Raw genomic sequence first — 19,412 nt, 5'->3', positions numbered from 1 at the left:
GGTTATGGGATTGCTGTAAAGCAATCCTTTAGCCTCTTATTATTTTTATGGCACCCGATTGTTCCATTATCTCCATTATTTTTGAAACCTCTTTGACAGACGTCTCGAGGGACACCAGAATTCCACCGCTGACGTCTTTTAAGTCAAAGGCTTGGCTGTAGGGCTCTTTTTCGCCCAGGCCTTCTCTTTCCGTTTGAAGATCTACAATGCTTCCCCTGTCGTTGGGCTCTCTGTAATCGCCCTCGTTGTTTACGTCTGCTATGATGAGGTCGCGCCTGTCGTATCCTATATTTTTGAGGTTGTCGATTAATGCTCCTACCTGTTCCTGGGTTGGCAAAACTGCAGTGATTCTCATTATTACACCTCCACCATTTAATATTTGCAGGATGTCAAAAAAATATTAAATTGTTTGCAAATAATGGTATAATTAATAAAAAAGCGCGGTGATATAATGGAAAGACTTGACAAAATTTTAGCTAACAGTGGTGTCGGAACCCGAAAAGAGGTAAAAGCTCTCATAAGGCGAGGGAGCGTTGTGGTCAACGGCGCTATCGTCAAGAATCCTGGTCAGCACGTAGACCCGTATAAAGACGAGATTTTGATTGATGGCATCAGAGTTGATTACAGGGAATACGTATACTTGATGCACAATAAGAAGATGGGTTATATCACAGCCACAGAAGACACCAGGGAGATGACGGTTATGGATCTTTTGCCCGATGAGTACAGGCATTTTAAAGTGTTCCCTGTGGGCAGGCTTGATAAGGACTCTGAGGGGTTACTTCTTGTGACCAACGACGGCGATCTGGCACACAGGTTGCTCTCTCCTGGTAAGAAGGTAGAGAAAAAGTATTACGTGCGAGTGGCGGGTGGACTGAGTGAAAGCGATGTTGAGAGGTTTAAAGAAGGAATAAAACTGGACGACGGATACGTTACGTTACCGGCCAACTTGGAGATATTAAGCCAGGGGGATGTATCTGAGGCCTATGTGTCCATCGTGGAGGGCAAATTCCACCAGGTAAAGAGGATGTTTCTGGCGGTGGGCAAAAGGGTACGGTACTTAAAGAGAGTGGCCATGGGTCCTCTGGTCCTAGACGAAAACTTAAAGCCGGGGCATTTTAGAGAGCTGACCGATAAAGAGCTATTGGAATTAAAATCCTGCGTTTACAGAGAGGAGAAAGGAACATGATTGATGAGCTGAGACCTCTGTACTCTTTGGAAAAGGCATACGAAGTGCTGACACCTGTGTACCGATTTGACTTAAACAGCTCGGAGGAGTTTGGTAGGTGGAAAAGTGGCTTCAGGGCAAAGCTCATAGAGCTCTTGGGTGGTTTTCCTGAAAAGGTGGAGCTTAAACCTGAAGTAGTGCAGAGGGTTCACCTTAAGGGTTACACCAGAGAAAAGGTGTTATACCGCACAGCGCCGTATGTCGTGGCATCGGCGTACATGCTGGTTCCTGACGATATCAAGGGAAGGGTTCCTGCTGTTTTGGCTTTGTGCGGCCACGGCTACGGCAATAAGGACATCGTGGGCATCAACGAGGATGGCACCGATAGAGATAGTCCTCGCCCTCTTCCCCAGGGTTACCATAGGGATTTTGCTCTGGAACTGGTAAAAAGGGGCATGGTGGTGATGGCACCGGAGATCATGGGCTTTGGGGAAAGGCGAGAGGTGGAAGATGAGGAAAAAGGGCCTTATGCCAGCTCGTGTCGGAGGGCTTCTTTTTACGCCATGATGCTAGGCAAAACATTAATAGGCATGAGGGTGTGGGACGCCATAAGGGCTGTGGATTACCTTGAGCAAAGGGATGAGGTGGATTCAAGTAGAATTGGGTGTATGGGTATATCAGGGGGAGGGATGGTATCTCTCTTTACGGCGGCTTTAGAGGATAGGATTAAAGCCGCTGTGGTGAGCGGCTATCTTTGCACGTTTAAAGGCTCCATCCTGTCTGTTCGCCATTGTGAGGACAATTACATTCCGGGCATACTCAAATACGGGGAGATGTACGACATCGCGTGCCTTGTAGCCCCACGGCCTATGCTTATAGAGAGTGGCACCGATGACCCTATTTTCCCCGTAGATGCCGCTGATTACGCCTATGATAAGGTTAAAAAAGCCTATGATCTCCTGGGGGTTCCTTATAACCTGGTGAGGGATCGCTTTAAAGGAGGTCACCATATCAGCGGCAGGATATCTTATGACTGGCTGCACAGCGCCTTGAGCAAATAGGGATTTACAACACGTGGAGCACGAGGAATTTTAAATATCTGGTCTCAGGCGCACCGGGTAAAATCGGATGGTCTTTTGCCTGGGACCTCTCTTCCACAATCCTTATGTCCCTTTTGGCGTCAATGGCTGCATCCAGCACCACTTCTTTAAAGAGCTCAGGGGATACGTGCTGGGAGCATGACGCTGTTATGAGAAATCCACCGGGGTTTAACAGCTTTAAAGCCCTAAGGTTGATCTCCTTGTAGCCTTTTAGCGCTGAGGGTACAGTGCTTTTGCTCTTGGTGAAAGCGGGTGGATCCAGTATTACCACATCGTAGGCTTTTCCCTCGCTTACGTACTGGCGGAGCAGATCAAAGACGTTGGCGCACACAAAAGATATTCGGCCTTGTAGCGAATTTAAACGGGCATTTTTTTCTGCCATCGATATGGCGTCATCGGATATATCCACAGCTGTGACATCTTTTGCCCCGTAGTAGGCTGCGTGTATGGCAAAGGAACCGGTATGGCAGAAACAATCCAGGACTTGCGCTCCTTTTACGTATTTTGAAATGGATGCCCTGTTTTCTTTCTGGTCCAGGAAATACCCGGTTTTCTGGCCGTTTTCCATGTCTACGTAGAATTTTATCCCGTTTTCTGTAAATTCCTGCACCGGGTCAAATTGCCCTTTAAGGTAGCCTTTCTCCTGCTTTAGGCCTTCTATTTCTCTTACGTGGACGTCATCCCTTTCAAAGATGCCCGCGGGTTTTATGATTTCATCCAGCAGGTTTACGATCATCTTTTTTCTCACATCCATGCCCAAAGATAAAAATTGGGTAACCAGGTAATCCCCAAATTTATCTACGATTAGCGCAGGCAGGAAGTCTGATTCCCCGTACACAATCCGGCAGGAATTGACGTCGTCCATCACCCTCTTTCTGTATTCCCAGGCATCTTGTATCCTCTTTCTGAAAAATTCTTCGTCGATTTTTTCTTCTTTTCTCGTGAGCAATCTTACGCTGATCATGGATTTTAAATTTATGTAACCCCTGCCTACAAACCGGTTGTTTTTGTCTCTTACGTCTACTATGTCTCCGGGCATGTATTCTCCTTCTACCCGATCTATTTCGGTACGGTATATCCATGGATGGCCTTGTACTACTCTATCAGGTATTTTTCTATTTAACATGACTGTTGCCATAAAGTTTTCACCCCGCTGTTATCTTTGACGTTATAATACATTTTAATGCCAGCTGTGTCAATATAATGGTTACACATAGTCAATTGACAGGCTCTTTTTACAGCGATACAATTATTCTAGAATTTTAGACATACTTTTATTAGGGGATTGAACGCGATGTTGAAAGTAGAAGAAAGGCAAGGCGGTGTGGTGGTATACGGCCTTGATATAGACCTTAAAAACACTTTTGAATGTGGGCAGTGTTTCAGGTGGAACGCTGAGCCTGACGGCAGCTATACAGGCGTTGCTTATGGAAAAGCCCTCAACGTGTCAGAGATAGGCGACGGTATGCTGTATTTAAAAGATACTTCAAAGAAGGACCTTGAGGACACCTGGTACTATTATTTTGATATGGACAAGGATTACAGCTCTATTGCGGAAGCATTAAAGGGCGATGAGATACTGGATAAGGCCATGCGCATGGGAAGGGGTATAAGGATATTGAGGCAAGACCCGTGGGAGTGCCTGATTTCCTTTATTATCTCGGCTAACAACAGGATTCCTCAGATAAAAAGGGTCGTGGAGAATATATGCAGGTCCTACGGCGATCCTGTGGATTACATGGGTAGAACCTATTACACATTCCCAGGCCCTGAGAGGCTGGCGGCTGTGGATGAGGAAACTTTAAAGGAGACCAGGTGCGGCTTCAGGGCTAGCTACATCATAGAAGCTGCCAGGATGGTACAGCAGGGCTTTGATTTAAAGGCCATCTACGAGATGGATATAGATGAGGCCAGATCCAGGCTAAAGGAGATTCCTGGAGTGGGGGATAAAGTGGCTGATTGCATACTGCTCTTTGCCTACGGAAAAACCCAGGCCTTTCCCGTGGATGTATGGGTTAAGAAGGTGCTTACTCAGCTTTACGGTTTTAAGGATAGCAACATAGACAGGATAAGGCGCTTTGCTGAAAGTAAGTTTGGGGATTACGCAGGATATGCCCAGCAGTACCTTTTCTACTATATGAGAGAAAAAGCGATGTAGGGTAAAAAATAATAGAGAGGGATTGTAGTATGAGGAGCATTGATGTGGCTAAGGCGGCGTTAAAAATGGCTATATCCAGCCGCGAAGAAGAAGACCTGTTAAAGCACAAATACAGGGAAAAGGGGATAAAAGCCGTAGCGGTGGACTTTGGCGGCGATTTCAATGCCTCTATAAAAAAAATATTAGAGAGGGCTGCGGTTGCTGCGAAGAGGGAAGGGGTTGTAGAGGATACCCATGTGGGAGAAGGCGCTATAGTGGGCGTGACCAGAGAGGCCTTATCTCAGATCGCTCCACGGGCTTTTGGGTTGAGCGTGGGCGGCAAAATAGGTATTGCAAGGCACAGCGAGCACCTGAGCGTAGCCATTTTCTTTGAGATAGGGCTTTTAAACCTCAACGATGTCGCTATAGGACTAGCCCACAGGTCATTGCCCACAGAAACCAGTAAGATTTAAAATGGGGTGCGCGAATGAGAGAATGCGTGATTAGGAGAGGTAAAAACGATCTCACATATTATTCGATGAATTTCTAAACTATTTTTGTATTTGAATTAATACATAAAAAGGAGTATAATGATTGTTATCGATTTGTCTAAGTATTTTTCAGCGCAAGGAGGTGGGAGCTTGGACGTAGGGCCTAAGGTGGTGTTTACCATTCCATTGGGGAAAGGCATACCTGTTACTGATACGGTTGTGGTCACGTGGATTATCATGGCAATGTTGATAGCGCTTATGTTTGTTTTTACCCGAAGACTTGAAGAAGTACCTAGGGGTTCTCAAAATGTAGTTGAGATGATAGTAGAGTCTTTGAACAATTTAGCAAAGCAACTTATAGGTGAGAAGTGGGAGCCGTTTGCTCCTTATTTCGGGACTGTGGCTATATTTTTGTTCGTGGCTAATATCATAAGCCTTATAGGCTTTAAACCACCCACGAGGGATATAAGCTTAACTGCTGCTCTAGCGGTAATGACCATTGCGATTACCATAATAGCTCATATAAAATACAAAGGCTTTAAAAGCTGGCTCATGTCTTTTGTAAAACCTATTCCCCTATTGGGCGTGCTGGACCTTTTTACGAGGCCGTTATCCCTTACTGTTCGACTTTACGGCAATATCCTAGCAGGCGTTATAATCATGGAGCTCATATACAGGGTTGTGCCTCTGGTGATACCGGCGGCGCTGAGCCTTTACTTTGACCTGTTCGACGGCTTTATTCAGATGCTTATATTCGTGTTTTTAAGCATGCTGTACGTGTCTGAAGCCGTAAATGAGAACGAATTTTAGAAGGAGGTGAGATCATGTCATTAGTGGCACTGGCAGCTGCAATAGCGGCGTTAACAGGTGTAGGCGCAGGTGTGGGCATTGGAATTGCCACAGGTAAGGCCACTGAGGCGGTAGCTCGTCAGCCTGAGGCTATAAGCAAGATAAACCAGGTGTTTCTGCTGGGCGTGGCGTTGGCTGAGGCTACGGCTATATACGGCCTGTTGGTCGCTATACTCATCATTTTTGTCGTAAAATAATTTTTAACAGGGAATTTAGGGGAAAGAAGGCGGTAGTTTGATTGACTTTACCAGCTGGACCTTTTACTTTGAGATCGCCAATGTCATAATCCTTTACCTCGTTTTTAGAAAGTACCTGTTTAAGCCTGTCACGGATTTTATGAACAGGCGCACGGCGAGAATTGAAGAGTCGCTGGAGACTGCTCGCAAGAGGTTGGAAGAAGCTGACGAGATCAAGAAAAACTACGAAAAAGAGCTGTCAGATATCAGGGAAAAGTCCAGGGAATTGATAGAGCAGGCAAAACAGCAGGCTATAAAGACACAGGAGGAGATAATAAACGAAGCCAAGAGGCAGGCTGAAATCATCGTAACCCAGGCCAGGGAGCAGATAGAACGAGACAGGCAAAAGGCCTTAGAGGATATGAAGGACCAGATAGTGGATATAAGCATTAAGATAGCCACCAAAGTTATAAATCAGCAGCTGGATATGGTCAAAGACCAGATATACATCGACAAATTGCTAGATGAGGAAGGTCTGGAATTATGGCCGAGGTAGTAGCAAAGAGGTACGGGACTGCATTTTATGATGCCTGTGAAGGACCGGATGCAGAGGCGTGTATCGCCCAGCTGGGCGATGCGTGCAGGATTTTAAGCGGTTTTGCAGAGGCCCTCAAAAACCCTGTAATCGAGTACGAAAAAAAAGAAGCTGCTGTGAAAAAGGCTTTAAAGGATTTTGACAAAAAGGTCGTAAACCTGGTTTTGCTGTTGATTAAAAACGGGCACGTGGACGATATCCAGGGCATTTACGAATACGTAAACCGCCTTTACATGGAGGCGCACCGCATAAAGGTGGTAAAGGTGGTTTCTGCCCGACCGCTTAAGTCGGGTGTTATAGAGGCTATTGAGAGAAAGCTCAGCGAGGGAATAGATTATTCCTTGAAGCTGGAAAGTGAAGTGGACCCTGCCATTCTGGGAGGGCTTCAGTTGAAATTTGATGACAGGATTCTGGATTTTTCTGTAAAGAACAGGCTTAACCTTGTGAGGAGATCACTTCAAAATGTGGATGTGAGTAGGTGATATCATGCAATTGAAACCAGGTGAGATAAGCAGCATCCTGAAACAGGAGATAGAAAATCTGGAATTTCACCAAAAATTAGAGGAAATAGGTTATGTCATTGAGAGCGGTGATGGCATCGCAAGAATTTACGGCCTCAATAACTGCATGGCCGGGGAGCTGCTGGAATTTGAAAACGGCGAGTACGGAATGGCGCTAAACCTGGAGGAAGACAATGTAGGATGTGTTATCCTTGGGTCTTCTGAAGGGGTAAAAGAGGGGTCTATTGTAAAGAGAACCGGTAGGGTTATCGACGTGCCTGTGGGAGAGCAGTTGATAGGGCGCGTTGTCAACGCCCTAGGTCAGCCGCTAGACGGCAAAGGGGACATCAATGCCACAGAGAGGCGACCGGTGGAGAACCCAGCGCCTGCTATACTGGATAGAAAATCTGTGGATACGCCTCTCCAGACAGGTATTTTAGCCATCGATAGCATGATACCCATAGGTAGGGGCCAGAGGGAGTTGATCATAGGGGACAGGCAGACAGGCAAAACGGCTATTGCCATCGACACCATATTAAACCAGAAAGATCAGGACGTCATATGCATATACGTTGCCATAGGGCAAAAGGCGTCAACGGTGGCCAGGATTGTGCACACGCTGACCATGCACGGGGCAATGGACTATTCTATTGTGGTTTCGGCGACGGCCAGTGAATCGGCTGCGCTCCAGTACATTGCGCCCTATGCGGCGTGTTCCATGGGCGAGTATTTCATGTACAAAGGTAAAGACGTGCTGATCGTGTACGACGACCTGTCCAAGCACGCTGTAGCTTACAGGACCCTTTCCTTGCTTTTGAGAAGGCCCCCTGGAAGAGAAGCGTATCCCGGTGATGTGTTCTACCTGCACTCAAGGCTTCTGGAAAGAGCGGCTAAGCTGAGCGAGGAAGCAGGAGGAGGTTCCATTACGGCTCTTCCCATCATAGAGACCCAGGCCGGTGATATATCGGCTTATATTCCCACCAACGTCATATCTATAACCGATGGGCAGATCTTTCTGGAGAGCGAGTTGTTTTTCGCTGGAATAAGGCCTGCAATCAATGTGGGACTTTCTGTATCCCGTGTGGGCGGCGCTGCACAGACCAAGGCGATGAAAAAAGTCGCGTCCAGGCTGAGGCTGGACCTGGCGCAGTATAGGGAGCTGGAGGTCTTTGCTCAGTTTGGTTCAGATCTCGACAAAAGCACGTTGGAGCTGTTGCAGCAGGGGCAGCGCATCGTGGAGTCCATAAAGCAGGAGCAGTACAAGCCGTTGCCTTTGGAGTACCAGGTCTTGATGATTTTCGCTGTAAACAACAAGTTCCTGGTGGACGTACCGGTAAGTGAGGTAAGGAGATTCCACGAAGGGCTGATTGAATACGTAAAAAACAACTACCCTGATATATTACAGGAGATAAAGGAGAAAAAAGATATAAGCGAGGAACTGGCAAACAGGATGAAAGAGGCCATACAGAAGTACAAAGAGAATAATTTCGAGGTGAAATAGGGTGCAGAGCCGCAGGGAGATCATTTCCAGGATAAAGAGCGTAAAAAAGACCAGGCAGATAACCAGCGCCATGCATTTGATCGCAGCAGCTCAGTACAAAAAAGCGCAGGTAAAGCTGTCCACAGCCTTGCCGTATTTTAGGAAAATTCAGGATACAATTAGAGATATACTGGCTCACAGTGAGAAGTTTTCTCATCCCTATTTGGGTAAACAAGAGCCTTCCGGCGAAAAACGGGTAGGTTATATCGTGATGTCTGGCGATAAGGGCCTGTGCGGTAGCTACAATCACAACGTCATAAAACTTGCTGAAGAGTGCATCGCCCGTTCTCAGAACAGCTATTTAATGGTTATAGGGAACGTGGGAAGAAACTATTTTGCCAAAAAGGGCTACAATATCGATGTGGAATTCTTGTACACGGCTCAAAACCCCACCGTATATACCGCAAGGGATATAGCGGATATCGTTTTGAAGCTTTACAACAGGGATTTCTTGGACGAAATATACGTGGTATATACCCGTTTGATTTCTGCTCTGTCTCAGAAGCCCACTGTCATGAAAATCCTGCCATTGGATGTAGAGAGTTTTGAGAAAAAGGATAGCGGTGAGGGGTTCCACTACCAGTTTTTGTATCATCCTTCTCCGGTAGATGTCTTTAACGAGATGGTCCCTGAATATATAAAGGGGCTTATATACGGGGCCATGGTTGAATCTTATGCCAGCGAACAAGGGGCCAGGATGACCGCCATGGATTCAGCTACTAAAAACGCCGACGAGATGATAAGGAAGCTTACGTTGATGTATAACAGGGCCAGGCAAAGCCAGATCACTCAAGAGATCCAGGAGATCGTGGTCGCTGCCAACAGCTTATGAGGAGGTGAAGATATTGGGTAAAGGGAGGATTGTACAGGTAATAGGGCCTGTCATTGACGTCAAATTTGATAGAGGCAACCTTCCTGATATAAACCATGCGGTAAAGATAAGGTTAGGAGATAAAGTCATCACCGCAGAAGTATCCCAGCACATAGGAGACGACATGGTTAGGTGTGTAGCTCTGGCTCCTACCGATGGCCTTACCAGGGGTATGGAAGTTGAAAACACCGGCGCACCTATAACGGTGCCGGTGGGAAAATGCGTGCTGGGCAGGATGTTTAACGTGACGGGAGATCCCATGGACAACCTAGGAGAGGTAAAAGCTTCGGAGTACTGGCCTATACACAGAAATGCCCCGGATTACAGCAGGCAGAAGCCTGTGGCGGAAATGCTGGAAACCGGGATAAAAGTCATAGACCTTCTGGCGCCTTACGCTAAGGGCGGGAAGATAGGGCTGTTTGGCGGTGCGGGCGTTGGCAAGACCGTTCTTATAATGGAGCTTATAAGGAACGTGGCCATGGAGCACGGGGGTTACTCGGTTTTCACCGGCGTAGGAGAGAGGTCCCGCGAAGGCAACGACTTGTGGTACGAGATGAAGGAGTCTGGCGTTATAGACAAGACCGCTTTTGTGTTTGGCCAGATGAACGAACCGCCAGGGGCCAGGATGAGGGTTGCGCTTACGGGTCTGACCATGGCCGAATACTTCAGGGATGTGGAAAAGCAGGACGTTTTGTTGTTTATAGACAATATATTCAGGTTTGTACAGGCAGGATCAGAGGTATCGGCCCTTCTGGGCAGAATGCCTTCTGCGGTCGGGTATCAGCCTACGTTGGCCAATGAACTGGGGGCCCTGGAAGAGAGGATAACATCTACTACAGAGGGTTCTATCACCTCAGTTCAGGCCGTTTACGTGCCTGCTGATGACCTCACTGACCCTGCACCTGCTACTACATTTACCCACCTTGATGCCACTACGGTTTTGTCCAGGCAAATAGCGGAGATGGGCATATACCCTGCTGTAGATCCCCTGGATTCGGTTTCCCGAATACTGGAACCCGATGTGGTGGGCCATGAGCATTACACGGTGGCGCGAAAGGTGCAGCAGATCCTTCAGCGGTATAAAGAGTTGCAGGACATCATAGCCATACTGGGTATGGATGAGCTTTCCGAGGAAGATAAGCTTACCGTGAACAGGGCGAGGAAGATCCAGAGATTTTTGTCCCAGCCTTTCTTTGTAGCAGAAGCCTTTACAGGGATGCCGGGGAGGTATGTGCCTGTAAAGGACACCGTGGAAGGTTTCAAGAGGATTGTAGAAGGAGAACTGGACGATATTCCTGAATCTGCTTTCTACATGGTAGGCACTATAGATGAGGTGCTTAAAAGGGCAGAAAGCATGAAATAGGGGTTGATTTTATGCAGACATTCAGATTGGAGGTTTTGACACCGGAGAAGAGGTTTTTTGAAGGCGATGTGGACATGGTCATCGTGCGCAGCGTAGATGGGGAGCTGGGAGTGCTACACGGGCATACGCCGATGGTGGCACCTATTGGTATAGGCTCTTTAAGGATATTGGCCAACGGAGTGTGGAGGGAAGCCTTTATATCTGGTGGGTTTATGGAGGTGAAACCCGAGAGCACCCTTATCCTTTCCGATGCCGTGGAGTGGCCGGAGGAAATTGATATAAAAAGGGCAGAAGCTGCTAAGGAGAGGGCTCTTGAGAGGTTGAGGCAGATAAAAAGCAGAGAGGAGTATATACGGTCACAGGCGGCTCTTGCCAGGGCTTTGAACCGACTTAAAATCGCGAGGAAATACAGGGAATAAAATGAGCACCGTAGGTTGCAGGTGCTCATTATTTTTATGCCTGTTGAATCATGGCATTGATATCTATCACACCGTACCCCTCTGCATATTTGTCTTTGCCATTTAGCGGCTTTGCTGTTTTTATCATTATGTTTTTTACTTGAGAAGGGGTCAGGTGCGGGTTTTTTTGCAACAATAGAGCTGCCGCTCCTGCTACCATAGGCGTCGCCATAGAAGTACCTGAAGCGGTGCGGTACATCTTTTCAAATAAAAAGCTGCTTGCTCCCATTGACATAGGACTTCTGTTGAGGGATACGATGTTTACCCCTGGTGCCAGCACATCGGGTTTAAGCCTGCCAGAGGAAGTAGGACCTCTGCTAGAAAAATACGCTACCTCATCGTCCGAGGTATCTACAGTTCTTCTGTCGTCCAGCGCTCCAACGGTTATAGCCGATGGGCTTATGCCTGGCGTGGTTATGGTCCTGGGTTCAGGGCCGTTGTTTCCAGCCGCTACTGTTACTACAAAACCCTGCTGCCACAATTTCTCACATCCTCGCGCCATGGGATCGAGAAAATAGGGAAGCACCGCTTTGTCACCCAGGGACAAGGATACTATGCGGATATTATATTTATCTGCGTTATCCACGACCCATTGCATACCAGCCAGTATATCAGATGTATTACCTCTACCTGCTGCGTCCAGTACTTTGACACCTATGATGTTGGCTTCTGGGGCTACCCCTCTGTACTTTCCGTTAGAACTATAGCCGTTACTCGCGGCATCGCCCGCAACGTGGGTCCCGTGTCCGTTGTCGTCGTAGGGTTTTTGTTTACCGTTTATAAAATCTTTAAACGCTATTATTCGGTTTTCTGGCTCTGTGAGGTCGGGGTGGGGATAAACACCTGTATCCAGAAAAGCTATACCTATACCTTTACCTGTGTAGCCCGATTCATTTACACTTTTAGAGCCTATGACTTTTGTGGCGATGTTGAGAGTGCTTTTGACCTCAGAGTCGTCGGATATGAATATGACATCGCGGTTTGACGCCAGTTTTTTGATGCTTTCACAGGGTATTTCTACCACGTAGCTATCAATAAAAGGCAATTCGTATTTCAACGATGCCCCACACTTCTCAAAGTGCTTTAATATGCTCTCCTTTGAAGCTCTGGTATGGACTATGGCTGTAATACTGCCCCTGATGTTATCCAGGGCTTTTATTTTTAGCCTCTTGTCTATTTTTTTTTCTGTGGTGCTGTCTTTTAAGAATTTAGCCAGTATGGCTCCCATTATGAGATCTATCATGTAGGCGTTTCCCCCTTCACGGCAATTTCACTACATACTATGAAAGGGAGTCCTGATGTGTAACACATAGCTGCATAGCCACATATTATAAATTAGACTTAAGATAAAAGGATTAGGTGAGATTTGAGTAAAGCATTATTTAAAAGGAAGGTGAAATCATGGCAGGGAAAGATCAGTGGTTCCGTGGAGGATTTTTCTGGATCATTATAATAATAATAATAATCCTGTTATTTGTACCCGGTATTATAGTATTTGATAAGTAAGGAGGGTTGTGTTATGCCTGAGCAGCAGGAATTCTGGGGTTTTGAGTGGTTTTTCTTCATCATTATTATCGTGATATTGATAGTGATCCTTTTAAGGCCTAGAAGAAAATGTGAAGACAGAGAGCTAAAAAAATAAGTAATTGAGGAGGGTCTGATATGACAGAGAACAAATTGACACAAGGCGGCTTTTTTGATAGCGGCAGCTCACTGTTGTTCTTCTTCCTGCTCCTGGTCATAATATTTGGCGATGGGTTCTGGGGATTCTTTGATGGGCTCTTTGGTGGCACGGGTACCAGCGGCAGTTCATTGTTGTTCTTCTTCCTGCTCCTCGTCATATTATTCCAGGGTCGTTGGTTTAACTAATCCGCAAAAAGGCTCTATCGTGATCGCACGATAGAGCCTTTTTTAAATTCTTACATAGAATGTATAAAGAATGTGAATAGGAGGTTTTGCTATGAAGATACCCGGTGATACCCTGCTGTTCTTTTTCCTGCTGCTTACGATATTTTTTGATGTTCATTTCGATGAAAATAACCTGCTTTTTTTCTTTTTGATACTCACTATGGTGTCAAAGGATAAACCCAGGAGAAAGGTTAGAAGGTTTTTTGGAAGATTGTTGGGCCTTGAATTGCAGTAACACTTTTGAGCTGTTCCCGTATAATATATTAGATTTAAAAAAGAGAAAAAAGAGGAGGTTATCAAAATGCCAGAATCAGGATGGCACCGCGGCGGCTTTTTCTGGATTATTATAATAATATTGTTTATATTCTTCTTTATACCGATGATACATGAAAATTAAGTAAAAGGCAATTGGGGCCAGGAAAGCTGGCCCTGTACATATTTGCTATCAAGGAGGGATTTAATTGAACAGAGAGATGCTGGTCATCTTATTGCTTTTACTTTTGATAATTAGAGAAAAGAAACTGAGAATGGGAGACAATATAATGGCTTTGCCTCTGCCCAGGAGAAGGCAGCGCGGGGACCAAGACGGGCTGAAACTAAGGATGCCAGATATAAAGTTGACAGAAGATCACTTGTATAAAATAAAGGATTTGGTTTCTAGTGTTAAGACTTATTTGCCTGAAAGGGAGCAGATACTATCAGATCTGTACATAAACGTCATCAACGTATATGACTGCTGCAAGCGCTTAAACAGTATAGACGAAACTGGAGTAGTACATCAGATGAGGGATATAAGGGATGAGAGAAAAAAGAGGATAGAGATGCTGAAGGCGGCAAAACCCCACATGGCGGAGGATAAACAGGAGCTTTTGGACTTCTCCATCAATCTGCTGGAACTGATAGATGGGCTTGTGAACAACTGGAGCGAGTACATGGCAAAGATTAAATCTATAGTGGAAAATCCTGAGATAAGCCAGATAGAGAAGTTAGCACGGGTTATAGAGATGTTTAAGCCGCTGTTTAGGGATGACGATGGCAAAATAGATAAGTTCATTAAGAATTTAAAAATAATCGACCTGGTCACTAAAGCAGAATCGGTGATCAGCGATAAAGAAAGCAAGAACAGTGGAAATGAAGATATGGTGAGAGGCAATTCGGGAGATGAGAGGGAAAGATTTTTAAATAATGTGCGTGCTCTTATGAACGATCAACAAAAGGAAGTCTTTGATAAAGTCATAAATTATCTAATGAGCGGTGATGAACAGAACAAAGAAGGTTCTTCTGAGAAAGCTAAACCGTTAGAAATTGAAGAAAAGAAGAAAGAAAATGAGAAAAACGAAGAAAAGGACTAAAAAATTTGATAAATGCGCGTATAATTGCTTAAAACGGTGAAAAATTAACTTTAGGTGGATTTGCAATATCTTTTTTTTTAATCTATTATATTTCATGTGATTAGCACTCGATAAAAGCGAGTGCTAATAAAATCCACAGTAGGAGGTTGGAAAGATGAAAATCAGGCCATTAGGCGACAGAGTGGTCATTAAACCCATCGAAGCAGAAGAAGTGGTAGGGGGAATAGTACTGCCTGGTACAGCGAAAGAGAAGCCGCAGCAGGGCGAAGTAGTGGCTGTGGGTACTGGCGAGTACATAGACGGCAAGAAAGTCGAGCTTGAGGTTAAGGTCGGCGATAAGGTCATCTATTCTAAATACGCGGGAACAGAAGTAAAACTGGATGGCCAGGAGTATCTGATACTGAGACAAAATGATATCTTAGCCATACTTGACTAAAATTACATATGAGGGAGGAAAGCGGAGATGGCAAAGCAGATTCTGTATGGAGAAGAAGCAAGAAGAGCTCTGGAAAGAGGCGTAAATGCCGTAGCAAATACCGTTAAAGTGACTTTGGGACCCCGTGGAAGAAACGTAGTTCTGGATAAAAAGTACGGTTCACCTACTATAACCAATGACGGTGTAACCATTGCAAGGGAAATAGAGCTTAAAGATCCTTTTGAGAACCAGGGAGCGCAGCTGTTAAAGGAAGTCGCTACAAAGACCAACGATGTAGCCGGTGACGGTACGACCACTGCAACCCTTTTGGGACAGGCACTGGTTAGAGAGGGTATGAAAAACGTGGCGGCAGGCGCTAACCCCATGCTGATCAGAAGGGGCATGAAAAAAGCCGTAGATGCCGCAGTGGAAGAGTTAAAGAGGATTTCTCATCCTGTGGAGTCAAGAGAAGCTATCGCACAGGTTGCATCTATTTCAGCTGCCGATGAGGAGATAGGAAACCTCATAGCAGAGGCTATGGAAAAAGTGGGCAAAGACGGGGTTATCACCGTGGAAGAGTCCAAGACCATGGGAACCACCCTGGAAGTTGTGGAAGGAATGCAGTTTGACAGAGGTTATGTTTCTCCGTATATGGTGACTGATACAGAGAAAATGGAAGCAATACTGGATGATCCTCTGATACTCATTACAGACAAGAAGCTTTCAAATGTACAGGAGATTTTACCGCTGTTGCAGAAGATTGTGGAGACAGGCAAGAAGCTGTTGATCATAGCTGATGACATCGAAGGCGAAGCTTTAGCTACGCTGGTTGTTAACAAGCTGCGCGGCACATTTACATGCGTTGGCGTAAAGGCTCCTGGCTTTGGCGACAGGAGAAAGGAGATGCTGAGGGATATTGCTATCCTCACTGGCGGCCAGGTGATCTCTGAAGAGCTGGGCTATGACTTGAAAGATGCTGATCTCAGCCTGTTAGGTACTGCAAGGCAGGTCAGGGTTGACAAAGAGAACACCACCATTGTAGACGGTGGCGGCGACAAGAATGAGATTAAGAACAGGATACAGCAGATCAAGGTACAGATCGAAGAGACTACTTCTGACTATGACAGGGAGAAACTCCAAGAGAGGCTGGCTAAGCTGTCTGGCGGCGTAGCTGTGATACAAGTTGGTGCAGCTACAGAGACAGAGCTGAAGGAGAAGAGGCACAGGATCGAGGATGCCCTGTCAGCTACAAGGGCTGCTGTGGAAGAGGGTATCGTGCCTGGTGGCGGTACAGCGCTCATCAACTGCATACCCGCTGTTAAGAAAGTGGTAGACTCGCTGGAAGGCGAAATCAGAACCGGCGCTGAGATCGTAATGAAGGCTTTAGAGGAGCCCGTAAAGCAGATCGCGTTTAACGCAGGTCTGGAGGGTTCTGTAATTGTAGAAAAGGTGAAGAATTCCGAACCCGGCATCGGCTTTGATGCATATAAAGAGGAATATGTAGATATGATAAAGGCCGGTATCGTTGATCCCACCAAGGTTACTCGCTCAGCCCTGCAGAATGCCGCAAGTATTGCAGCTATGATCCTCACCACAGAGGCAGTTGTGGCTGATATCCCTGAGAAAGAGCAGACACCGCCGGCGCCCAATCCTGGAATGGACATGATGTAAGGTATATGCTATAATAAAAGCATGTTTATATTTAAATATAAACATGCTTTTATTATTTTTATATTTTTGCGGGGTTGAGGTAGATTGGAAGATATACTGGTCCTGGTTGATACCTTAAAGGCCTTGAGCGATCCCATAAGGCTCAGGATATTGAGTATGTTGTTAAAGCAGCAAAAAGGCGACGAATACTGTGTTTGCGATTTGGCAGAGGAGTTATGCATTTCACAGCCTAACGTTTCCCATCACCTTAAAATTTTAAAATCGGCTGGACTGGTAAAATGCGAAAAATCCGAAGGATGTTCTTATTATGTAGTAAACGGAGGAAAGCTCAAGGAGTTGTGCGAGAGTCTAAATAAAATACTTTTAGAGGATAACCTGTAAGTTTATAGTGAGAAAGTGAAAGAGGCGATGCTATGAACGAGGAGGCGCTTAAAAAACTTCTGGAGAAGATCCAGACAGGGGAAATCACCGTTGAAGAGGGCATTAGAAAGCTCAAAGTGCTGCCTTTTGAAGACTTGGGCTATGCCAAGATTGATTACCACAGAAACATAAGGACGGGATACCCTGAGGTGATCTTTTGCCAGGGGAAAAAGCTGGAGCACATCGTGGGAATTGTGAAAAAGATGCTGGAGAGAGAAAACAATATACTGGCCACTAGGGCTACACCTGAAGTATATGAGGCTATAAAAAAGATAACAGGGGACGTAGAATACCATGAACTGGCTAGGATAGTGGTGGTAAAGAGGCGAGAGATAAAGAAGTCTAAAGGCATAGTACTGGTAGCCACAGGGGGTACAGCCGATGTGCCTGTAGCAGAGGAAGCGGCTGTAACGGCCGAAGTGCTGGGCAACACCGTGGATAGGCTGTACGATGTAGGCGTTGCTGGAATACACAGGCTTTTGATGAATTCCGAAAGGCTTATGAGGGCCAGGGTGATAATAGCTGTCGCTGGCATGGAGGGAGCACTGGCCAGCGTCATTGGAGGACTGGTGGATTCCCCGGTTATAGCCGTTCCTACCAGCGTGGGATATGGGGCCAATTTCCATGGCTTATCCGCCTTGCTCACGATGCTAAACAGTTGTGCCAGCGGAATAGGCGTGGTCAATATCGACAATGGCTTTGGGGCCGGGTATTTAGCCAGTATGATAAATAAAATAGGTGAACAGGGGTATGATAAATGAAGGTATTGTACTTTGATTGTTTTGCCGGTATCAGCGGGGATATGACCATTTCGTCCCTTTTAGATTTAGGGCTGGATGTGGAAGAATTCCACAGGCAGCTAAAATCACTGGATATAGGCGGATACGCGCTGGACATAGGCAGGACATCAAAAAACGGCATAACTGCTATGTACTTCAAAGTCCAGTTACATGGCGATGAGGACGACCACGGACAGCACGTACATAGAAATTTCTCGCAGATAAAAGAGCTTATTGGCAATAGCGGTTTGGATGATGAGGTTAAAAATACGGCCATCAGGATTTTTGAAAACCTGGCGCTGGCCGAGGCAAAGGTTCACGGCAGGCCGCCGGAGGAAGTTCACTTTCACGAGGTAGGGGCGGTGGATTCTATTGTAGATATTGTGGGTACGGCTATAGCCATTAACATGCTCAAGCCCGATGTGATATGGTGTTCGCCGCTGCCTGTAGGCGGGGGTATGGCTCATAGCATGCACGGCATCATACCGATTCCTGCCCCAGCTACTATGGAGATTTTAAAAGGGGTGCCTGTGTACGACAACGGTGTAAAAAAAGAGCTGGTGACGCCAACAGGCGCAGCTATTGTAAAGACGCTGGCATCGCGTTTTGGCGATATGCCGCCTATGGCAGTGGAGAGGGTTGGGTACGGCGCTGGTACCAGGGATATGGATATACCAAATCTGCTAAGGGTTATTTACGGTGAATTGCAGGATAAAAAAAAACCGACAATTTAATGGACCGTAGTGAGAGGGAACATCTGGTACTTCTTGAGACCAACATCGATGATATGAACCCTGAGTATTACCAGTACATAATGCAGAGGCTGTTTGACGGCGGCGCTTTAGATGTGTTTCTGACGCCGATCATTATGAAAAAAGAGCGGCCGGCTGTAAAACTTTCAGTGCTGTGCGAGCCTGATAGCGCCGATGCCATGAAGGATATTGTATTTAGAGAAACCACCACTTTTGGAATAAGGATTTTTGAGATACAGAGGGAGAAGCTAGATAGAAGCTTTGCTAAGGTGTCTACCAGCTACGGTGAGATAAAGGTTAAAAATGGCTTTTTAAAAGGCGAGCTTGTAAAGTCTGTTCCCGAGTACGAGGACGTAAAGAAGGCAGCTGCAGCGCATGGAGTGCCTATAGGTAAAGTGTATGATGAGGTTATAAAGGTCAATTTAGAGCAGAGAAAAGGATAAGGAAAATGGGGTGTAGGTGTTGATTGAGAGCGATTGGAAAGAAAAGCTGGCCAAAGAGGCCATCAGGGCGAGAGAAAACGCTTATGCTGTGTATTCCCGTTTCAAAGTGGGCGCTGCCGTGCTGACCGACGATGGCAGGGTGTTTACTGGTTGCAATATAGAAATCTCTTCCTATGGCCTTACAGTGTGTGCCGAAAGGGTGGCTCTTTTTAAGGCGTATTCAGAAGGTTACAGGGATATTAAAGCTATTGCGGTGGCAGGCGAAACTCAACAGCCTATTTCGCCGTGTGGCGCTTGCAGACAGGTCTTACTGGAGCTGGCTCCTCGGGCTGAGGTCATACTGTTGAACAAGGATATGAGCCAAATTCTTATGTACAACGTAGAGGACCTATTGCCCTATGCTTTTAAACTGTGAGGTGATAAA

26 protein-coding genes are annotated in these 19,412 nt (G+C 46.1%); 23 read left to right on the top strand and 3 right to left on the bottom strand.

Annotation, left to right across the window (positions count from 1 at the left end):
- Positions 1-28: 28 nt before the first annotated feature.
- A complete protein-coding gene (locus tag CALPO_RS0106345) occupies positions 29-355 on the bottom strand; it encodes a hypothetical protein (protein WP_026486579.1) in 327 nt (108 codons plus the stop codon).
- A 96-nt stretch (positions 356-451) separates the two neighbouring features.
- Between CALPO_RS0106345 and CALPO_RS0106340 the strand changes: the two genes are divergently transcribed.
- Together CALPO_RS0106340 and CALPO_RS0106335 are read left to right on the top strand one after the other, a co-directional pair.
- A complete protein-coding gene (locus tag CALPO_RS0106340; RefSeq protein ID WP_035172432.1) occupies positions 452-1,189 on the top strand; it encodes a pseudouridine synthase in 738 nt (245 codons plus the stop codon).
- Complete coding sequence (locus CALPO_RS0106335) at positions 1,186-2,229, top strand: alpha/beta hydrolase family protein (protein ID WP_026486577.1); 1,044 nt, start codon at positions 1,186-1,188, stop codon at positions 2,227-2,229. The genes CALPO_RS0106340 and CALPO_RS0106335 overlap by 4 nt, the downstream gene beginning before the upstream one ends.
- Positions 2,230-2,233: 4 nt before the next feature.
- Here the strand turns inward: CALPO_RS0106335 and CALPO_RS0106330 are convergent, their stop codons facing one another.
- The gene (locus tag CALPO_RS0106330) at positions 2,234-3,406 is read right to left on the bottom strand and encodes a class I SAM-dependent rRNA methyltransferase (RefSeq protein ID WP_026486576.1); all 1,173 of its coding nucleotides are present in this window, start codon (positions 3,404-3,406) and stop codon (positions 2,234-2,236) included.
- A gap of 156 nt (positions 3,407-3,562) precedes the next feature.
- On the opposite strand from CALPO_RS0106330, the gene CALPO_RS0106325 reads away from it, so the two are divergent.
- From CALPO_RS0106325 to CALPO_RS0106280, 10 genes are all read left to right on the top strand, one after another.
- Positions 3,563-4,426 (top strand): DNA-3-methyladenine glycosylase family protein, encoded by an 864-nt coding sequence (locus CALPO_RS0106325; protein WP_026486575.1) that lies wholly within the window; start codon positions 3,563-3,565, stop codon positions 4,424-4,426.
- Between the two features lie 29 nt (positions 4,427-4,455).
- Complete coding sequence (locus CALPO_RS0106320) at positions 4,456-4,878, top strand: HutP family protein (protein ID WP_026486574.1); 423 nt, start codon at positions 4,456-4,458, stop codon at positions 4,876-4,878.
- A gap of 168 nt (positions 4,879-5,046) precedes the next feature.
- The gene (locus CALPO_RS0106315) at positions 5,047-5,706 is read left to right on the top strand and encodes a F0F1 ATP synthase subunit A (RefSeq protein WP_026486573.1); all 660 of its coding nucleotides are present in this window, start codon (positions 5,047-5,049) and stop codon (positions 5,704-5,706) included.
- 14 nt (positions 5,707-5,720) lie between these two features.
- On the top strand, positions 5,721-5,942 hold the full coding sequence (atpE, locus tag CALPO_RS0106310) for an ATP synthase F0 subunit C (protein WP_026486572.1): 222 nt from the start codon (positions 5,721-5,723) through the stop codon (positions 5,940-5,942).
- Positions 5,943-5,979: 37 nt separating this feature from the next.
- Positions 5,980-6,477 carry a F0F1 ATP synthase subunit B gene (gene atpF, locus CALPO_RS0106305; protein WP_026486571.1) on the top strand — a complete coding sequence of 166 codons (498 nt, stop codon included), beginning with the start codon at positions 5,980-5,982 and terminating at the stop codon, positions 6,475-6,477.
- The gene (atpH, locus tag CALPO_RS0106300) at positions 6,465-6,998 is read left to right on the top strand and encodes an ATP synthase F1 subunit delta (RefSeq protein WP_026486570.1); all 534 of its coding nucleotides are present in this window, start codon (positions 6,465-6,467) and stop codon (positions 6,996-6,998) included. Before atpF ends, atpH begins: the two co-directional genes overlap by 13 nt.
- Positions 6,999-7,002: 4 nt before the next feature.
- Positions 7,003-8,517, top strand: coding sequence for a F0F1 ATP synthase subunit alpha (atpA, locus tag CALPO_RS0106295; protein ID WP_026486569.1), 1,515 nt, complete (start codon positions 7,003-7,005; stop codon positions 8,515-8,517).
- A gap of 1 nt (position 8,518) precedes the next feature.
- Entirely contained in the window at positions 8,519-9,388 is an 870-nt protein-coding gene (gene atpG, locus CALPO_RS0106290; protein ID WP_026486568.1) for an ATP synthase F1 subunit gamma, read from the top strand.
- Positions 9,389-9,401: 13 nt separating this feature from the next.
- Positions 9,402-10,790 (top strand): F0F1 ATP synthase subunit beta, encoded by a 1,389-nt coding sequence (gene atpD, locus CALPO_RS0106285; RefSeq protein WP_026486567.1) that lies wholly within the window; start codon positions 9,402-9,404, stop codon positions 10,788-10,790.
- Positions 10,791-10,801: 11 nt separating this feature from the next.
- Positions 10,802-11,209, top strand: a complete 408-nt coding sequence (locus CALPO_RS0106280) for a F0F1 ATP synthase subunit epsilon (protein WP_026486566.1) — start codon at positions 10,802-10,804, stop codon at positions 11,207-11,209.
- 34 nt (positions 11,210-11,243) lie between these two features.
- On the opposite strand, the gene CALPO_RS0106275 is transcribed toward CALPO_RS0106280, so the two are convergent.
- The gene (locus CALPO_RS0106275; protein ID WP_174391326.1) at positions 11,244-12,491 is read right to left on the bottom strand and encodes a S8 family peptidase; all 1,248 of its coding nucleotides are present in this window, start codon (positions 12,489-12,491) and stop codon (positions 11,244-11,246) included.
- A 276-nt stretch (positions 12,492-12,767) separates the two neighbouring features.
- On the opposite strand from CALPO_RS0106275, the gene CALPO_RS15070 reads away from it, so the two are divergent.
- The 11 genes from CALPO_RS15070 to CALPO_RS0106210 all read left to right on the top strand — a co-directional run bounded on the left by CALPO_RS15070 (position 12,768) and on the right by CALPO_RS0106210 (position 19,403).
- Positions 12,768-12,890, top strand: a complete 123-nt coding sequence (locus tag CALPO_RS15070) for a hypothetical protein (protein ID WP_281172745.1) — start codon at positions 12,768-12,770, stop codon at positions 12,888-12,890.
- A gap of 20 nt (positions 12,891-12,910) precedes the next feature.
- Positions 12,911-13,117 (top strand): hypothetical protein, encoded by a 207-nt coding sequence (locus CALPO_RS0106260; protein ID WP_035172429.1) that lies wholly within the window; start codon positions 12,911-12,913, stop codon positions 13,115-13,117.
- A 91-nt stretch (positions 13,118-13,208) separates the two neighbouring features.
- Positions 13,209-13,391, top strand: a complete 183-nt coding sequence (locus tag CALPO_RS0106255) for a hypothetical protein (RefSeq protein ID WP_026486563.1) — start codon at positions 13,209-13,211, stop codon at positions 13,389-13,391.
- Between the two features lie 226 nt (positions 13,392-13,617).
- Positions 13,618-14,508 (top strand): hypothetical protein, encoded by an 891-nt coding sequence (locus CALPO_RS0106245; protein ID WP_026486562.1) that lies wholly within the window; start codon positions 13,618-13,620, stop codon positions 14,506-14,508.
- 154 nt (positions 14,509-14,662) lie between these two features.
- A complete protein-coding gene (gene groES, locus CALPO_RS0106240; protein ID WP_026486561.1) occupies positions 14,663-14,944 on the top strand; it encodes a co-chaperone GroES in 282 nt (93 codons plus the stop codon).
- A gap of 27 nt (positions 14,945-14,971) precedes the next feature.
- On the top strand, positions 14,972-16,594 hold the full coding sequence (groL, locus tag CALPO_RS0106235; RefSeq protein ID WP_026486560.1) for a chaperonin GroEL: 1,623 nt from the start codon (positions 14,972-14,974) through the stop codon (positions 16,592-16,594).
- A gap of 84 nt (positions 16,595-16,678) precedes the next feature.
- Complete coding sequence (locus CALPO_RS13405; RefSeq protein ID WP_051585885.1) at positions 16,679-16,975, top strand: ArsR/SmtB family transcription factor; 297 nt, start codon at positions 16,679-16,681, stop codon at positions 16,973-16,975.
- A gap of 32 nt (positions 16,976-17,007) precedes the next feature.
- Positions 17,008-17,775 (top strand): nickel pincer cofactor biosynthesis protein LarB, encoded by a 768-nt coding sequence (gene larB / locus CALPO_RS0106225; protein ID WP_026486559.1) that lies wholly within the window; start codon positions 17,008-17,010, stop codon positions 17,773-17,775.
- Entirely contained in the window at positions 17,772-18,527 is a 756-nt protein-coding gene (gene larC / locus CALPO_RS15065) for a nickel pincer cofactor biosynthesis protein LarC (protein WP_026486558.1), read from the top strand. Before larB ends, larC begins: the two co-directional genes overlap by 4 nt.
- Complete coding sequence (larC2, locus tag CALPO_RS15060; protein ID WP_026486557.1) at positions 18,527-18,988, top strand: nickel pincer cofactor biosynthesis protein LarC2; 462 nt, start codon at positions 18,527-18,529, stop codon at positions 18,986-18,988. The genes larC and larC2 overlap by 1 nt, the downstream gene beginning before the upstream one ends.
- A gap of 22 nt (positions 18,989-19,010) precedes the next feature.
- Complete coding sequence (locus tag CALPO_RS0106210) at positions 19,011-19,403, top strand: cytidine deaminase (RefSeq protein WP_174391332.1); 393 nt, start codon at positions 19,011-19,013, stop codon at positions 19,401-19,403.
- The last annotated feature ends 9 nt before the right edge of the window (positions 19,404-19,412 follow it).

Source organism: Caldanaerobius polysaccharolyticus DSM 13641 (genome assembly GCF_000427425.1).
Lineage (GTDB): Bacteria > Bacillota > Thermoanaerobacteria > Thermoanaerobacterales > Caldanaerobiaceae > Caldanaerobius > Caldanaerobius polysaccharolyticus.
The sequence above is the reverse complement of the archived record's forward strand: the minus strand, read 5'-3'. Positions and strand labels throughout refer to the sequence as shown.

What these genes read in the sequence shown, in the direction of transcription:
- CALPO_RS0106345 (WP_026486579.1), bottom strand. Translation starts at nt 355, where the DNA reads ATGAGAATCACTGCAGTTTTGCCAACCCAGGAACAGGTAGGAGCATTA.
- CALPO_RS0106340 (WP_035172432.1), top strand. Translation starts at nt 452, where the DNA reads ATGGAAAGACTTGACAAAATTTTAGCTAACAGTGGTGTCGGAACCCGA.
- CALPO_RS0106335 (WP_026486577.1), top strand. Translation starts at nt 1,186, where the DNA reads ATGATTGATGAGCTGAGACCTCTGTACTCTTTGGAAAAGGCATACGAA.
- CALPO_RS0106330 (WP_026486576.1), bottom strand. Translation starts at nt 3,406, where the DNA reads ATGGCAACAGTCATGTTAAATAGAAAAATACCTGATAGAGTAGTACAA.
- CALPO_RS0106325 (WP_026486575.1), top strand. Translation starts at nt 3,563, where the DNA reads ATGTTGAAAGTAGAAGAAAGGCAAGGCGGTGTGGTGGTATACGGCCTT.
- CALPO_RS0106320 (WP_026486574.1), top strand. Translation starts at nt 4,456, where the DNA reads ATGAGGAGCATTGATGTGGCTAAGGCGGCGTTAAAAATGGCTATATCC.
- atpE (WP_026486572.1), top strand. Translation starts at nt 5,721, where the DNA reads ATGTCATTAGTGGCACTGGCAGCTGCAATAGCGGCGTTAACAGGTGTA.
- atpH (WP_026486570.1), top strand. Translation starts at nt 6,465, where the DNA reads ATGGCCGAGGTAGTAGCAAAGAGGTACGGGACTGCATTTTATGATGCC.
- atpA (WP_026486569.1), top strand. Translation starts at nt 7,003, where the DNA reads ATGCAATTGAAACCAGGTGAGATAAGCAGCATCCTGAAACAGGAGATA.
- CALPO_RS0106280 (WP_026486566.1), top strand. Translation starts at nt 10,802, where the DNA reads ATGCAGACATTCAGATTGGAGGTTTTGACACCGGAGAAGAGGTTTTTT.
- CALPO_RS0106275 (WP_174391326.1), bottom strand. Translation starts at nt 12,491, where the DNA reads ATGATAGATCTCATAATGGGAGCCATACTGGCTAAATTCTTAAAAGAC.
- CALPO_RS15070 (WP_281172745.1), top strand. Translation starts at nt 12,768, where the DNA reads ATGCCTGAGCAGCAGGAATTCTGGGGTTTTGAGTGGTTTTTCTTCATC.
- CALPO_RS0106260 (WP_035172429.1), top strand. Translation starts at nt 12,911, where the DNA reads ATGACAGAGAACAAATTGACACAAGGCGGCTTTTTTGATAGCGGCAGC.
- CALPO_RS0106255 (WP_026486563.1), top strand. Translation starts at nt 13,209, where the DNA reads ATGAAGATACCCGGTGATACCCTGCTGTTCTTTTTCCTGCTGCTTACG.
- groES (WP_026486561.1), top strand. Translation starts at nt 14,663, where the DNA reads ATGAAAATCAGGCCATTAGGCGACAGAGTGGTCATTAAACCCATCGAA.
- groL (WP_026486560.1), top strand. Translation starts at nt 14,972, where the DNA reads ATGGCAAAGCAGATTCTGTATGGAGAAGAAGCAAGAAGAGCTCTGGAA.
- larB (WP_026486559.1), top strand. Translation starts at nt 17,008, where the DNA reads ATGAACGAGGAGGCGCTTAAAAAACTTCTGGAGAAGATCCAGACAGGG.
- larC (WP_026486558.1), top strand. Translation starts at nt 17,772, where the DNA reads ATGAAGGTATTGTACTTTGATTGTTTTGCCGGTATCAGCGGGGATATG.
- larC2 (WP_026486557.1), top strand. Translation starts at nt 18,527, where the DNA reads ATGGACCGTAGTGAGAGGGAACATCTGGTACTTCTTGAGACCAACATC.